Source organism: Stieleria neptunia, from assembly GCF_007754155.1.
Lineage (GTDB): Bacteria > Planctomycetota > Planctomycetia > Pirellulales > Pirellulaceae > Stieleria > Stieleria neptunia.
The window spans coordinates 7,225,361-7,240,902 of sequence record NZ_CP037423.1 but is presented as its reverse complement, the minus strand read 5'-3'; the positions used below and the strand labels follow the sequence as shown (position 1 = coordinate 7,240,902).

General features: G+C 59.3%; 11 protein-coding genes. 6 read left to right on the top strand and 5 right to left on the bottom strand.

Translation table 11 applies throughout. The annotated features are described in order from the left end of the window. The first annotated feature begins 29 nt into the window (after positions 1-29). From Enr13x_RS25205 to Enr13x_RS25180, 6 genes are all read left to right on the top strand, one after another. On the top strand, positions 30-977 hold the full coding sequence (locus tag Enr13x_RS25205) for an alpha/beta fold hydrolase (RefSeq protein WP_231743772.1): 948 nt from the start codon (positions 30-32) through the stop codon (positions 975-977). Then, the gene (locus Enr13x_RS25200) at positions 974-1,849 is read left to right on the top strand and encodes a triphosphoribosyl-dephospho-CoA synthase (protein WP_145389572.1); all 876 of its coding nucleotides are present in this window, start codon (positions 974-976) and stop codon (positions 1,847-1,849) included. Before Enr13x_RS25205 ends, Enr13x_RS25200 begins: the two co-directional genes overlap by 4 nt. Positions 1,850-1,898: 49 nt before the next feature. After that, the gene (locus tag Enr13x_RS25195) at positions 1,899-2,393 is read left to right on the top strand and encodes a 6-pyruvoyl trahydropterin synthase family protein (protein ID WP_145389571.1); all 495 of its coding nucleotides are present in this window, start codon (positions 1,899-1,901) and stop codon (positions 2,391-2,393) included. Between the two features lie 170 nt (positions 2,394-2,563). Next, positions 2,564-2,824 (top strand): acyl carrier protein, encoded by a 261-nt coding sequence (locus Enr13x_RS25190; RefSeq protein WP_145389570.1) that lies wholly within the window; start codon positions 2,564-2,566, stop codon positions 2,822-2,824. Between the two features lie 61 nt (positions 2,825-2,885). After that, entirely contained in the window at positions 2,886-3,629 is a 744-nt protein-coding gene (locus tag Enr13x_RS25185; protein ID WP_145389569.1) for an alpha/beta hydrolase family protein, read from the top strand. After that, complete coding sequence (locus Enr13x_RS25180) at positions 3,626-4,222, top strand: GNAT family N-acetyltransferase (protein WP_145389568.1); 597 nt, start codon at positions 3,626-3,628, stop codon at positions 4,220-4,222. The genes Enr13x_RS25185 and Enr13x_RS25180 overlap by 4 nt, the downstream gene beginning before the upstream one ends. A 30-nt stretch (positions 4,223-4,252) precedes the next feature. Here the strand turns inward: Enr13x_RS25180 and Enr13x_RS25175 are convergent, their stop codons facing one another. The 5 genes from Enr13x_RS25175 to Enr13x_RS25155 form a co-directional block, all read right to left on the bottom strand. Next, positions 4,253-9,550, bottom strand: coding sequence for a DUF4011 domain-containing protein (locus Enr13x_RS25175; protein WP_145389567.1), 5,298 nt, complete (start codon positions 9,548-9,550; stop codon positions 4,253-4,255). A 486-nt stretch (positions 9,551-10,036) separates the two neighbouring features. Continuing rightward, on the bottom strand, positions 10,037-11,599 hold the full coding sequence (locus tag Enr13x_RS25170) for a sulfatase family protein (RefSeq protein WP_145389566.1): 1,563 nt from the start codon (positions 11,597-11,599) through the stop codon (positions 10,037-10,039). A gap of 23 nt (positions 11,600-11,622) precedes the next feature. Continuing rightward, the gene (locus Enr13x_RS25165; protein ID WP_145389565.1) at positions 11,623-12,396 is read right to left on the bottom strand and encodes a hypothetical protein; all 774 of its coding nucleotides are present in this window, start codon (positions 12,394-12,396) and stop codon (positions 11,623-11,625) included. Positions 12,397-13,172: 776 nt separating this feature from the next. Continuing rightward, entirely contained in the window at positions 13,173-14,477 is a 1,305-nt protein-coding gene (locus Enr13x_RS25160; protein WP_145389564.1) for an HTTM domain-containing protein, read from the bottom strand. After that, positions 14,474-15,370: a hypothetical protein gene (locus tag Enr13x_RS25155; RefSeq protein WP_145389563.1), complete on the bottom strand. Its 897-nt coding sequence runs from the start codon at positions 15,368-15,370 to the stop codon at positions 14,474-14,476. Before Enr13x_RS25155 ends, Enr13x_RS25160 begins: the two co-directional genes overlap by 4 nt. Between the last annotated feature and the right edge of the window lie 172 nt (positions 15,371-15,542).

The following is a 15,542-nucleotide window of genomic DNA, read 5'->3' as shown; positions in this document are numbered from 1 at the left end:
GCGAACCGAAAAACGGCGACACTACGCCGATGAGCGAACTTTCAGACCAATTTGACGCCCCGGTGAAACGGTTCCAAACCGGTGGTCACACGATGGCCTATCGAGACGTCGGCCCAACTGCCACGGACGGGTCGACTGCCACGGACGGGGCGACTGCGACGGACGGGGCGACTGCGACGAAGATGGCGCGGCCGACGATTCTGTGTGTCCACGGCAACCCGACGTGGAGCTATTACTACCGCGCGGTGGCGGAGCGTTTCGGGGCGGACCATCGAGTGATCGCGGTCGACCACCTCGGCTGCGGTAACAGCGACAAACCCAGTCAGACCGAATACGCATACACGTTGGCCAACCACCAATCCAATTTGGTCGCGTTGATTGAACATTTGGATTTGGACAACGTCGTGCTGCTCGCCCATGATTGGGGGGGCGCGATCGGCCTGGGGGCGCTGGTCCGCTGCAAACCTCGGTTTCGAGGCCTCATGCTGCTCAACACCGCCGCCTTCCCGCCGCCCTATGTGCCATGGCGAATTGCCGCTTGCCGGATTCCCGTCCTCGGCACGCTGGGCGTTCGCGGATTGAACCTGTTCGCCCGAGCGGCGATCACGATGGCGATGAGTCGCAATCGAATGCGTGCGGAGGTCGCCAAGAATCTCTTGAAACCCTATGACAGTTGGGCCAACCGCGTCGCGATCGACGCCTTCGTCCGCGACATCCCGTTTTCCAAGCGGGCGCCGACGTATCAGACATTGGTCGACTTGGAAAACGCGTTGCCGTCGCTGGCCGATCTGCCGTCGCTATTGGTCTGGGGGATGAAGGACTGGTGCTTTCGACCGGAATGTTTGCGGCGGTTCCAAGCGGTTTGGCCGGCGTCGACGGCTGTCGAAATCGCCGACGCCGGGCACTATGTGATCGAAGACGCTGCCGAAGAAACGCTCGACGCGATCGGTCAATTTTTGGCTGACAAGATCCAGTGACCGGTGGCTTGGCATCGATCCGTCGGGTGTGCACGCGACCGGCCGACGCGATCCGTTGGGCCTGCGTGCTGGAAGCGACGGCGCCGAAGGTCGGCAATGTTTCTCCGGGGCGTGACTTTGATGATTTGACATACCTTGATTTTGTCACCGCCGCCGAGTTGACCGCATCGGCCTTTGAACCGCTGCCCCTGTCGTTCAGCCACGGTGTGCTCGAAGCCTGCAACGCATCGGCTGAAAAACTCGGCACGAACGTCAACTTGGGGATTTTGCTGTTGCTGGGGCCGCTGGTCCAAGTCGATGCGGCTGATCAGCGCGTCCGGCTGGATCGATCGACATGGCGCGACGGTGTGATCGCGGTCTTGGACTCGCTGACCGCCGCCGATTCGAAACGGTTGTATGCCGCGATCAATGTCGCCAAACCGGGCGGGATGGGGCAAACAGATGAAATGGATTTAAGCGGGCCGCCGCCGCAAAATTTTTTGGCCGCGATGCGACACGCCGCAACGCGAGATCGAATTGCAAAGAATTACTCGGACGGGTTCGCTGACTTGTTTCAACATGTCCTGCCCGTTGTCCAGCAAAGCGTGCTCGATGAACAGGATTTGCTGAGCGGGCTGGTGCTGGCCCAGTTGCGGTTGCTTGCCGCGGAACCGGACAGCTTGATCGCCAGAAAATTCGGCGACGGTGTCGCTCGCGAGGTCCAGCGGCGGGCACGGTTTGACCACTGCGACGGAGAACAAGTGGACGCCTTCGATCGCTATTTACGAACCGGTACACTTGATCTGGCGGGACAATCCAACCGAATCAACCCCGGCACGACCGCCGATCTGATCGCAGCGGCCGTGTATGTGCTGTTGCGCGAAGCGTTGTAGCGGGGCTTCCCTCCTCTTTCCCAATTAAGTTTCGAACCAGGATCACTTCATGAGCCAGCCCACCTACCGTGTCGATGTGTCCAAGGAGCAGTTCGTTTTTTCGGCCGCCCACTTCATCACCTTCGCCGGCGACATTTGCGAACGCATCCACGGGCACAACTACGGCGTTCGGGCATCGGTGGAAGGCCCCTTGGATGAGAACCGCTACGTCGTCGATTTCATCGCCCTCCGTGACGCCGTGCTGGAACAGACCCAGGCGCTCGACCACCATGTGATCCTGCCCAGCGATCATGCAGAAATCCGAATTCGCAGCGATGACAAGGAGACGACGGCGAAGTTCCGGGATCGCCGTTGGGTGTTCCCGAACGAGGATTGCGTGATCTTGCCGGTGATCAATACGACAGCCGAAGAAATCGCGCGGGTGATCGCCGAGCGGGTACGGGCGAAAACGAAATCGCAATTCGGCGACGCGTTGAACTGGATCGAAGTCGCCGTGGATGAAAACCAAGGCCAATGGGGCGTGTGTCGATTGCCGTGGAAGTGATGTCGATGCCGCTCAGGATGCTGGTTTGGTTGCCTGTCATTCGCGACGCTCGTTTGGCACCGTTGATGACGATCGAGTACGCTAAGACGTGTCGACCGTTCGTCGTCTGGCCCCCGAAACGTGAGTCATCGGATCCATCGGACCGGTGATCTCCGATGGAGATGCTTCGCATGCTTGATTTCTTGTTCTTCTTCAGTGGGATTGCACTGATTCTTGCTTTGGTTCTGGCGTTGGAGGCCAAACGCAGTCGTGATTTTCGGCGACGGTGGCCGCCGATTTCGGACGATGAATTTGTCGCAAAATGTTCGCCCGGCACGAACCGCGAACGGGCGCTGAAGGTGCGTCGCATCATCTCCGAACAACTCGGACTTCCCTACCAGCGGATCCATCCCGACCAGAGCTTCATCGAGGACTTGGACTGTTGCAATTGATCCGTTCCCGCAGAGATCGCATCGTGTTTATTGGGGTAACTTCACCGTGATTCGGCGGACGATGACGCAAACGCTTCGGTTGATGGCGATGGTGATGATTCCGTATGTCGCCGTCGCGGTTGTTGTTTTCCTCTGCCAACGGTTCCTGCTGTTTCTGCCCTCGCACCGCGATGTCCCCACGCTGCTGCAGCCGTGGTTGGTCGAAAACCGTACGATTGGCTATTGCCGCGAAGTGCCCGAGGCACAGACCGTTTGGTTGATGACGCATGGAAACGGCGGTCAAGCGGCTGATCGCGATTATGTGCTCGACCGCATGTCCGACCAGGACTCGCTGTACGTGCTGGAGTATCCCGGTTACGGAGCGCGCGAAGGGAAATCGTGCCGCGACTCATTCAATCAAGCAGCGGCGGAGGCCTATCGGATTTTGAAGTCACAGTACCCGGACACACCCGTCTGTGTCCTCGGTGAATCGATCGGTAGCGGCCCTGCGTGTGAGCTTGCCTGGGAAGAAACGCCGCCGGACAAGATCGTGCTGGTGGTCCCGTTTGACACCCTGGCGAGCGTGGCGTCGAAACGATTTTTCTTTTTGCCGGTGCGTCTGTTGCTGCTGGATGATTGGAACAACGTGGACGCACTGAACGACTATCCGGGGTCGGTCGAGATTTTCGCAGCCACCGGCGACGAGATCATTCCCATCGAACACGCCAAAGCCTTGGCCAAGCAGATCCCCCGCGCCCGGTTCACTGCGATTTCGGGTGGGCACAACGACTGGTCATTCAATGACGACGTGAGGATTCGTCGATGACACAAGCTCCCAAACAGAATTTACCCTGGCTGTCGCCTGCTACGGTTCCGCAGTCGCTCCATACGTTGGGTTTTTCAATTGAGCCACTGAACGAGAGACACGCGGAATTGGACTTCAAGGCTTTGATGTCGTGTCGAGTGAGGCTGCGAGAGGAATTGCAGTGGAGCGAGTGGCCGCCAGAGGACTTTACGTTGAGTTTGAACTGGAGTGACCTTCGAGAACACCACGACGAGTTCCTCCGTGGCGAGGCGTTTGCCTACACAGTGCTCAGCTCAGACCGACGGAGTTGTCGTGGCTGTATTTACATTGAACGTTGTCATGAGATCGACGGTGCCCAACTGGCATACTGGGTCGTCGATGATGCGATCGAACTCGAAGCCCTGCTCGTCGCCGAGGTACTTCGATGGATCCATCAGACATGGAGAATTGATCGCGTTTTACTCCCGCTCCGTGACTCGAATGTTCGCGGAATTGAACTGGCTCAGAAGTGTGGATTGGAAGTTTCAAACCGGTTCACCGATGGTCCGCTTTCCAATCATCGTTGTTTTCTATCGGATTCGGGTGGCCGGGATCGTAAAGAGGAGGACCACTGAAATCAAGAAACGTCTGCGATGCAATATTGATCAATCGATGGGTGAGCCGTTGGATTGCCGCCTCGTCAGCAGGTCACGCAACTCTTGGTCCAAACGATCGGTGGCGCCGTCGGGATCGTACCACCAATCGCGCGACCAGACTCGGACGATGTTCCAGCCCAGATTCTCCAGCACCCACTGACGCGTCTTGTCGCGATCGCGTGCGGTGGCGGAGTTGCGGTAGGTGGCGCCGTCGCACTCGATGCCGGCCAGGTAGGTGCGTTTGTCGTGGGGGTCGCGGATCGCCAACGCGATACGAAAAACTGAAACGCCGACCTGCGGGGTCACGTCCCAGCCGCGTGAGTGCAGCCGATCGGCAATCGCCGCCTCCAATGCCGATCCGAACTTCGGCGTCGCGTCGGATTCCGGTTCCGGGCGATGAAATTCCGCGGCGCCTTTTTCGGCAAACGCCAAGAACGACTTCAGGTCCCGCACGCCGCGCGATTTCGAATTCTCCGCGGGCAGTTGATCGGCTTTAAACGACGAGAAAACAATCAACTCTTGGCGGGCACGGGTCACGGCGACATTCAAGCGTCGCTCTCCACCATCACGGTTGAGTGCCCCGAAGGTCAACGGAACTTTGCCGGATTTCCCCGGACCGAACGTGATCGAAAACAGCATCAAGTCCCGCTCATCGCCCTGAACGTTTTCCAGGTTCTTGACGACGGTGGGTTCGATTCGATCGTCGCTGAAGAACCATTCCAGCGATGGATCGTCGCGTTGGGCCTGGTCAAACAAATCCTGGATCAACGTTTGTTGTTGGCTATTGAACGTGACCACGCCGAGCGTCTTGCGGTCCGGTTCAGGCAATTCCAACCATTGTTTCATGCGGGCGACGGACTCGGCGACGATCGCTTCGGCTTCGATCGGGTTGGTGCGTGTCTTGCCGCGGTCGTACTGCGAATCCGGCAGGTGACGCAGCGTGACGGCGCTGTCGGTCGTTTCGGGCGAAGGAAACGTGACCAGTTTGTTGTCGTAATAGTGATGATTGGAGAACGCGATCAGCGATTCGTGGCGACTGCGGTAGTGCCAATTCAATTGCAACGTCGGCAACCCGGACGCTTTCGCCTCGTCGAGAATGCTCTCCAAATCACGCTCGTAGTCCTCCAGGTCTTCGTCGTCTTCGTCATCGTTGGATTTGCCAAAGAAATTGGTCGGCGGCAACTGGTTCGGGTCTCCGACGATGATGGTTTGGCGGCCACGGGCGATCGCTCCGATCGCATCCCAGGTTGTAATCTGGGACGCTTCATCAAAGATCACGACATCAAAGGGCGGTTGATCGGCGGGCAAATACTGGGCGATCGAAAGCGGTGACATCAACAGGCACGGGGCCAGCGAGGCGAAGTGCTCGGGCATCATCGAAACGAGTTCCCGGATCGATTTGCTGGGACGTTTCAAACCGATTTGGTGGCGGAGCAGCCCCAGTTCGGACTTGCGCGGCACTTCGCTTTGATCGGGCAATCGATGGGCCACCGATTTTCGCACCCGACCTGCAGCGGCACTGCGGGCCTTGGCATCCAGTTCGACAAATTCACGGATCGTGTTCTCGTGCTGGAATCGCTGGAACTCGCGTAGCACGTCATCGGAATCAATCACGCGCGGCAGCCACCAGCGGACGTACGCCAGGCGAAAGCGTTCGGCGACGTCGTGACAAGGAATCATGCCCTCTTCCGTCGCGGAGACGATGGGTTCCAGGCCGACTTCGCACGCCCGTCCGCGGACGGATTGCCATGCCGTCCAGCGTTGCAATTTGGTGCGGTTGGCTTGGATCCGTGCCGCCATCTCGACAGATGCGGTCAAGCAGTGGGTCGATTCGATGGGGTGCGCGCGACTTCCGGCGACGTGTTCGAATCGGCCCGCCGCGGTATCGAAGGCAATAAAGTCGTCCGCGTATTGTTTCACGACTTCAAACAGCGGAGTGTCCGAAGAACGCTTGCGCAAAAAGGGTTCCAGCGTCTGACGCAGTGTCTCGAACTGTGAAGCCGATTCCGCGTCTGGCTTGGCAATCCGACGAATGGTTTGCAGCAAGTCCTGACAACGTTGCAGGTGCTGGCCGATCGATGCGGTTGCCGAATGTCGGTGTTGCCAGAGGTGGTCGCGGCTGGCAAGCGGGTTCCGGTCGATTCGCGTGATGGCGCGTTGCATTTCGCGGATGGGCGTGAAATCGTTTGGCGGATCGGCAACGCCCAGCTTGGCAACACTCTGCAGCGACTTGATGACGGCCCGTTTTCGCAGGTACGACATCGGCCAGTACGATGCGACGGCGGTGTTCCAGTCCTGTTCCAGTTGGTCGACGGGGATGCGTCGCAAGTCGTCGTCGTCGAAGGTCAGGGCGCACTCGGCGGCGGCGCGATCAAAGGCGTTGATCGCATCGTCCAACTCATTGAGGTGTTCGGGCAAGTCATCCAACTGGTCGTCAAAGACCGTGCGGAAGTCATCGTTGACCGTGTCGGCCAGCTCGATCGCCAGCCGATGCAAATTGCGTAGGGTCGACAGTGATGCGTCGGCCGGTTGCGTCGTTTCCTGCAGCCCTAGCGCGGCGCAAAAACGCCGCAATTCTGGCCGGAAGTCATCGATGGTTTCGATCAATGTCTTGCATTGATCAAGCAGTTCTCGTTCCCACTGCATCGACCACTCGGTTCTCGTGACCGCGTCGAGCGGGTCCATGTCGATGACGGCGGCGTAGTGGAGCGAGATTTGATGGGCCAACGTTTCCAGATGCCGATAGGCGTGCTGGTCATGTTGATCATGGTCGGGCCAAGACAACTCGGCGGTTTCGAGCGACTGGCCGGCGACGGAGACCCCGATGGCTTGGTAGGCGGTCCAGCCGTTGGATGCCTGGCGATGAAGTGACCGGACGTAGGCGTTGAGCTGGTCGCGTGAGAGTTGCAGATCTTCGTTGATCTTTTTCCAAGACGTGCGACGTTTGATTCCGCCCTTTTGCCAGGCCTGATCCAGTTGACGCAAGAAACGTTTGCGCTCGGCTTTGTTGCTGTGCAGTTCGACGCAAAAATCACCCAGACCGTTTTGTTCCAAACGACGTTGGACGACGTCCAAGGCGGCTGTTTTCTCGGCGACGAACAAGACCGTTTTTCCGCTCGCCAAACATTGGGCGATCATGTTGGCGATGGTTTGACTTTTTCCCGTCCCCGGCGGACCGACCAGCACAAAATCGTGACCTTGGGCCGCGGCCATCACGGCGGCCAACTGTGACGAATCGGCATCCAACGGGTGAATCAATTCACGCGGTTCAAAACGCCCGTCCATTTCGTCTTGGTTTGGAATCGACGTTTCCACCTCGGGCTGAAAAGCGATTTCAGGATTGCGGACCAGGTGACGAACGACACGGTTCTTTTCCAGCTGGTCACTGCGGTCGACCAGGTCCTTCCACATCAGGTACTTGGCAAAGGAGAACGATGCGAGAGCGGATTCGTCCACGACTTCAAATCCGGGCAGCTCGCGGATCGCACGTCGGACGGTATCAAACACTTGCTGGACATCGACTCCGTTTTTGTCTGTCGGCAACGCTGATTCGAATCGCGACAAGTCGCAGTTGAAATCCCGCTTCAGCTTTTGAATCAGCGTCGCATTGAAACGAACGTCGTCTTCGTGATGTGCCAGGCGGTAAGCCGAATTGGCGTTTCGACGAAGCAATTTGGCGGGAACGAGCAGCAAGGGCGCACGAAAGCTGCGGGAATCGCTGGGGCGTTCTTTCCAGCGCAGGAATCCGACGGCCAGATAAAGCGTGTTCGAACCGCCTTCGGCCAGATCGTTGCGTGAGCTTCGGTAAAGGGTGACCAACCGTTTGGCCAGCTCTTCACCGCCGATGGTCGCGCAGACTTCGTTCCGCGCCAACGCCGCGTTGGCGTATTCAAGTTCCAGGTCTTCGAGATTCGTTTTTTGGTGGTGGGCGGTGTCGCGTCCCGCCGCCACGTTGGCATCGGGCAGCGAAACGAGTTTTAACTTTTTTCCACTGGAGAGCCGGTCTTCCAGCTTTGAGACCTCGGGACACAAAAACGGAATCGTCTGCTTGGTGGACTTAAAATTCAGCAGCCGATTACGCAGTGTCAGATCCAGCAGCTTTCGATGCCAGCGGTCGATGCGGCCTTCCGGTGTGATCGGTTTGGGTTCGATCGGTTCGTCGGTCGGTGAGGGAACCGACGGAGGCAGCGAAAGGCGGGGGGCCGAGGGGGCATCCTTCGTCTCGGGGCGGATTTCCGATTCCGCGTTGGTCGAGGGAAGCGGCTGGATCTTAACCATCCGCGCCCGTTCCACGTCGATCGCGGCGACGAAGCGGTCTTCGTCAGATTCGGCGAGCTGTTGCAATCCGGCTTTGATCGCTTCGTCAAACGATCGGGCCGGTCGGTGTGTGACGAGTGTGGTTTCAAAGACGATCAGTTCTCCCGCGGCGATCGCCTTGCGGACTTCGCAACAGTCCGGCTGGATGAGTTGGCCAAACGAGGTTTCGACCAACCAGGCACCGGCGAAACAGTGGTCGTGTTTCATCACGATGATCGGATGAAGTCCGGCGGCTTCGATCGCCGAGGCGAACAGCAGCGAACTGTCCAAGCAGGTTGCCAGTGAGTCGCGCAAGACCGTCGACGGGGGACGCGTCTTTTGGCCGCGCGATTCAAAACTTTTGGGCGGATTGGCGTATGTCAGTTGTTTGTCGGCAACGGCTGACCAGAGCGCCGAAACCAGCAAGTGGGCGCGTTTCGGATCGCGACTTTGGTAACCGTCTAACGAAGGCGAGAAACCGTGGCCGGCCAAGATCTCACCGGCTTGTTTGAGCAGGCCCGCGACGGCCGGATCGTTGGGCATGACAAAGGCCGACAGCAGTTCGCCCATCGCCGAAACACCACCCCATTCGTCTCGCGCCAGGATGCGGAGATCGGCATCACGCTGACAAAGGATCGTGTTCGCATCGCACAATGTGAACCGAATCTCGCCCCGCTCGGCTTCATTGAGCCGGTTCAGATAACCCGCGTCCAGATGGATGTCGTTGCCGTCGACTGTCAGCGTGGTGTCGGCGTCGATGCGGTCGATGATCCAGGTTTTCGGCTTGATGAACCCGGGCTCGGAATCCAATTTCAACCGCAGTTCGGTCAGCGGGCTCTGGGAGCGGTTTCGCACGCGGAGCTGACGCAAGACCGGCACCGAGTTTTGGTGGCTGGCAAAATTGACACTGCTGGACAGTTCAAAATCGATCGACGTTGCGCCGTCCGTGTGGTGGAAATCATCATCACTGACATCCAGCGAAGACGCTGGGTCGGTCGAGGAAGGAGTCATCAAAAACGCCCGTGCGAGGGTCCAGAATCAATTGATTCGCGGTACAAGTCGTCTTCCGCAACCGAATTCTACGCTCTTGCATCGTGGGGACGAGGATCCGGTAACCAGGATCCGATGCGTTTCCACACCCGGGTCGGGTTTTTCCGATTACGGAGAATGCGCGACGGGGAGGGTTCGGTGTGGCAAGGATTCGCTCAAGGATCATCAGTCGACCCTCCCCTCGCTGCGCTCGACCCTCCCTGCCAGGGAGGGTTGCTTCTTCACTTGGTGCGTAGGGGGTGGAAACTCGAGCGACCGCACGGGGCTGTCCGCGGATAGAGTTTGAATTGGCCCACGGATGGCAGAGCGTACCCACGGATGTGGGGCTGCTCGGATTCGAAGGCTCGACGGTTTCCGTTGCTTCGATTCTTCGTGGGATTAGCCGTTTGGCGCCAGCCGACGGGCACGCCATCGTTCTGCCCCGAATCATTCTGCCATCCCGGCCCCTCAATCCAGCGGCTGCGCTTCGAAATCGTCGGGGTTGACCCATCCGGCGGGAAGTTTTTCGCCGGACATGTAGCGTTCGTAAAAGCCCGCAGTGCTGGGGGACGTGTACTCGTAGGCGTCGAAGATGTCTCCGTTGCCGAACATCCGTGGATCGCCTTGTGCTTTCAACTCGGATTCCATCTGTTGGCGAAGCTCGGCGAGTTGGTCGGCGAACTTCGCGCTGGTCGCCAGGTTGTTGATGCAATCGGGATCGGCGGCGACGTTGTAGAGTTCTTCGGCGGGGCGTTTGCCGAAACAGAGGTTCCAAAACGTGGTCGCGGTCCCACTGCGGCGCAGCTGCAAGACTTCCGTCTTCGTCGCCCCGCCGTCACAGTTCAAGTACCCCGTTTCGGGATTACCGCCGGGCCAGCGATCGGTGGCGTAGTTGTGCAAGTACAGCAAGTCACCTTTGCGAATCCCGCGAATCGGGTAACCGCCGCGGTTGGGGCGACCGATGTCGTGGCGTTCTTTACCGACCAACACGTGATCGCGACCGGCGACCGGACCGGAGGCTTGGAAAACGTCGAACAAGTCGCGACCGCTGGTGGGTTGCATGATCGGGCCGAGCGAGGTGACGCCGGCCGCCTTCAAAAAGGTCGGCGCCAGACCGGCGAAATCGACGAAGTCATCGACCGAACGTCCGGGCGTCTTGATCCCTGCAGGCCAACGGATCGCCAGCGGAATGTGATTGGACTCGTCATAGGCTTGGCCCTTGGCACGTGGGAACGGCATGCCGTGGTCGCTGGTCGCGACGATCAGGGTGTTGTCCAGCTGGCCGGCGGCCTGGAGCGCATCGAGAATACGTCCCAGATGACGATCGTAGTGTTCGACTTCGACGGCGTAGTCCAACATGTCGTTGCGGACGGTTTCATTGTCGGGCCAGTAGCCGGGCACCTTGTCGATGTCGGTCGTTTTCTTCCCCAGTCGCACGCCTGATCCGTATTCATACGCCCGGTGCGGTTCGGTGGTCCCATACCAAAACACCCAGGGTGTTGCTTCGGGGGCATCGGCCAGGAAGGCTTCGAAGTTTCCTGCGTAGTCGTTGTTAGAGATGTGTGAGGTTGGCGGTTTGGCCTTTTTCTGGGAATAGGCTTTGCCGGTGATCGCGCGGCGGTTTCCGTCGGCGTCGTTGGCGATTCCCGGTCCCCAGCCCTTTCCGGTGAACCCGGCAAAGTAGCCGTCGGCGGCCAGGCGTTCGACATAGCCACCAAATTTGGCCGGGAAGTAGCACATGTGGTTGCCAGCTTCTTCGAGTTGCCACGAATAACGCCCGGTCAAAATGATCGCCCGCGAGGGGGCGCATTTGGCGTTGGGGGTGTAGGCGTTGTGGAACAGCAACCCTTCGCGCGCGATGCGGTCGAAGTTCGGTGTCTGGACCCACGGGCATCCGTACGCGCTGGCGTGGCCGTAGGACCAATCGTCCGCGATCGCCAACAGGATGTTGGGGCGGGCGGCGGGGTCGGCATGGACTGGGTTTAGCAAACCGAAGAAGGATGCAGCCAGCAGAAAAACAATAAGACGCATAGAAGATCCAGTCGGAACGAAAGTCAAAGTGGGAACTGTTTGTCGGCCATGGCTAGGTCGACGAACGAGAGAATTTCTTCTCCGCCATTTTCCCATACCATGTTTCCGAGCTGACGAAGCAGGTCGCGATCGACGACCCCGTCGTGAAACTTGATCATCTTACGAAAGTCTGCCGCGTCTTGGACTTTGCGTTCGAATTGTCGATACGGTGAAACCATCGGTGCATATTTGCATGCCAGTGCCGCTTCAAAACTTGGAATTTGGTGTCCAGATTTTGGATCAACAAGCACATGATTTCCGAGTACAAATTCGTGCAGCTTTCCCCACGGCAACATCAGATCGATCACCACCTTGGGTTGGTCTTTCTCGTCCAAGTCGCCGGGATCTTTGAAGCGGACGACGAATTCCATTTCTGCAACGACCAACGTCGGCCAGCGTTCCAAGATTGCTTTGACGGCTTTTTTCTTTTGGCTGTAGGGCACCAGCACGTCGACGTCCTGGGTCGCGCGCGGGTCACTCATGTAGCCGACGTACCCGTGCAGCCCCATCAGCACCCAGTTTTTGACGCCGCCCTGCTGCAGCGCCGCACAGACTTCGCTTGGTTTAACATCCATGGAATTCGGCCGGTGAAGTTCGCGGTAATCGGACGTGATCTTTTCGCTGACCCGTAGCGCGTCGGCATACGACGGCGGACGCCAGGGCGGGGCGTCGGGCGGCGCCGGCACGGCCCGCATCGCCGCTTCGCGGGCGGCGAGAAAGGCCGGGTCGGTGAAGTCAGAAGGGGCCGGATCGGCCATGAAAGCGACTCGTTTCGGGGCGTGAAAAGCGAGACACGATTCTAACAGAATCGGCCGGTTCAGATTGGAGGGCATTCCGTATGGGAAATGGAGAATGACCGCACGCCCCTCCCCTCGCTGGACCCTCGCGCACAGAGCTCGCGCACAGAGATCGCGCACAGAGCTCGCGCACAGAGCTCGCGCACAGAGCTCGCGCGGTTTTCAAGTGGTTGATTTCAAACGGTTTTCGTCACTCTCCTTCTGGGGGTTCTTCGTGGATTTTAGTGGGTGCTCTCGAATACTCGGGGAAGGTTTTTTGAGGGATGACTGCGATGTCCGATGGTTCTGTTCGGTAGGATGGCGAAGCCAGGTGAAGCGGAGACGGGCTCTGCGGACGAGCAACCCGCCTAGGAATCACCTGGTCTGCGATGCGGCGAAGGTGCTTCGTGCCCTCCACCGGCCCGCGTCGCCGGAGGGGCGTTTGAACCGAGCGTTTGTCGTCCAACACCCATTCGGACATCGCAGCAATGCCTCAAAAAACCTGGGTCCTGAGTGATTACCCACTAAAATCCACGAAGAATCCCCTCTGGGAGAGTCGAGCGTAGCGAGGAGAGGGTTCTCTTTGCTGCTCGGGACGCGACTCGGGCAGGTGGAGTAAAACTCGCGATTCATCGTTCGACCTCCCCTCGCTTCGCTCGACCCTCCTGCCAGGAGGGTGACTTTCAAACTGCACGACCTCGCTGCGAGGGAAGGTGATGGACTCCGGGGGGGCGATTCGCGGGAGTGGCCGGGCGTGCTCACTCGATCGTCGAATCGCCGTCGTCTTGCGATTTCCGGTCGCGGCGTTTTTGCACGATGGTCTTGATCTTGGCTTCCCGCTCACGCAGTTTTTTGACTCGCGCTTCGTACTTCTCTTCGCGTTTCTTCAGCGCCCGATAGCGGCGTTTCACGCGCGCGGCCGCGGCGCGAATCTTGTCGCGTTTCTCTTTCAGTCGAGCCCGTTCGCTGGCTGACAGGTCCGGGTTCTGAAGCTGCTCATTCAATTCCTGCTCGGCGGCTTCGACGTCTGCCACTTCGTCATTTTCGATCAGCGCCGCGGCCTCGTCGTCGGATTGGCGTTGATCTTTGCTTTGGAACAGTCGTGGCGACAGAAAGATCCCGTTGGCAAAGATCATCATCGATCCGAACGTGATCATGCCCAAGAACAGGGCGATGGAGGCATGAACGCCGACGGCAACGGCCAGCACAAACGGACGCGTCACCCGCGGCCAGATCAGCGCGCAATAGAAGACTTCCCAAAACAGTGTGGCATTGGAAAGCGCCGAGATGATGGCCGGGTAGCGTGACATCCACGTCATGTCCAACGACTGGTATTCGTAGTTCGACACGGCGTACCAAACCGCGGTGCCGTTCCACCAGGTTTCACCGCGCGCCTTGGACAACCCGCCGAACAGATAGATCACGCAGAGATGCAGTTGCAGCAACCGTGTGCCGATGTTGGCCGCAACGCTGGGGGAATCATCGGGCAACATGAACCGCCAAAACGCAGAGGTCGCACATTTGTCGGGGCGGCGTTTTCGAATCCAGGCGTCGATCGAGAATCGGCTGCCGCACGGCGTCAGCGCCAGGTACATCGTGGTGTAGGTCACGATCTGGTCGAGCCCGAACAGGGCGCCGGTCAACCGATGCAAGTACATCAATTGAAAGAACAAGGCCAGCGGAATGGTGATCCGCGTTCCCAGTCCGATCATGTACATCGCCGTCACCAGGATCGTGACGCCGTGGTGCAGCCAGATCACCGTGGGGCTGTTGAAGTACCAGAGATAGCTGCGCGCCCAATCGCTGGTGCCGAAGGCCCCGTCGTGTAATTGACGCGCCATGTCGTTGCTCATCCATGCGTCGGGGCCGACAAACGCCAGCAGGTCGCTGGCCAGGACGACGTGACAGTACAACAACATCGCTCCGGTCAGGATCCGCAGCACGCACAAGGTGTGGGGACGCGTCGGCGTGAACCAAAAACGATCCCAGGCATCGGCCCAACGGGACAACGCGTCGCCGAACGTTTCGCCCGTGGAACCTGCCGTCGCCGAACGACTGCTCATGACTGGGGCTCCGCGTTGAGGGTGGACGGCTCGGCCGGCGGCGCGTTGGGCGCCGGCGAACCCGATGCCGGGCGTTCGCCGGCGTCGGGATTGGCGCCGGCATCGGCGCCGACTTCGGGGGCGGGAATCACTTCGGTCGTCACCGGGGCCGGGGCGATTTCGTCGCTGAAGATCGGTTGGTCGAGCAAGACGTTGTACAGCCGGGGATCGTCCAGCGCGATCGGTTCTTCGCTGAATTCTTGCAGACCGGGCAATCCGTGCTCCAGCCGACGGATCGCGACTTCGCGGCCATCGTTGACGCTTCTCAAATGATCGACCATCGATTGTCGGATCCATTCGTAGCGTCCGCGGCGCTGTTGCCAAAGCTCGGCGGCGGGGCGATCGGACTGGAACATTTCGTCGGGAGGCCCCGGCGGCCAGTACGACTCATTCAGGAATTCGGCCAGCATGAAATGTCGGTGATACAACAGCCGCGGCCATTGGTCGTGTCGATCGGGATACATCCGCTCGGTCAGCGTGCCGTCGTCGTTGGTCGACGCCGCTTGGATCAGGTGACTCGGTCCCGGATCGGGGGCGAAGAACGCATAGCCACGGTCCATGTGTAGGAATTGGCCGTAGCCCGCAAACGGTCGGATCAGCGTACCGACCAGCGGCGAGGGACCATCCAGGCTGAAGGTCTGAAACGCCAGCGGCGGCAACCCGACCGCCAGCAGATGGAACAAGACCAGCCCGCTGACGATCAGCTTCCAGCGTCGCTGCACGGCTGCGTCGGCCGGCTGATCGGTCGGTCCTTCGGCATCGTCGTGCCCGGCGACGGGCTCGGGGCCCGACGAAGCGTCGTGTTGAGTGTGGCTGCTCGGGATGCGGCTACCCTGACTGCGTCGCTTGGACATCCGGATCATCAAAACTGGAGAAGACGGGCACGTCGCGAGGTGAACGGGACGTCGAAAAACACATTACAGACTAACCAAGCCGGGACGAATTTGTAGCCACGTCGGTCTTGGCGGGGCGAGTAATCTACACAAAAAAACGCCTGATCGGACGGGGCCGATCAGGCGCTGCGAA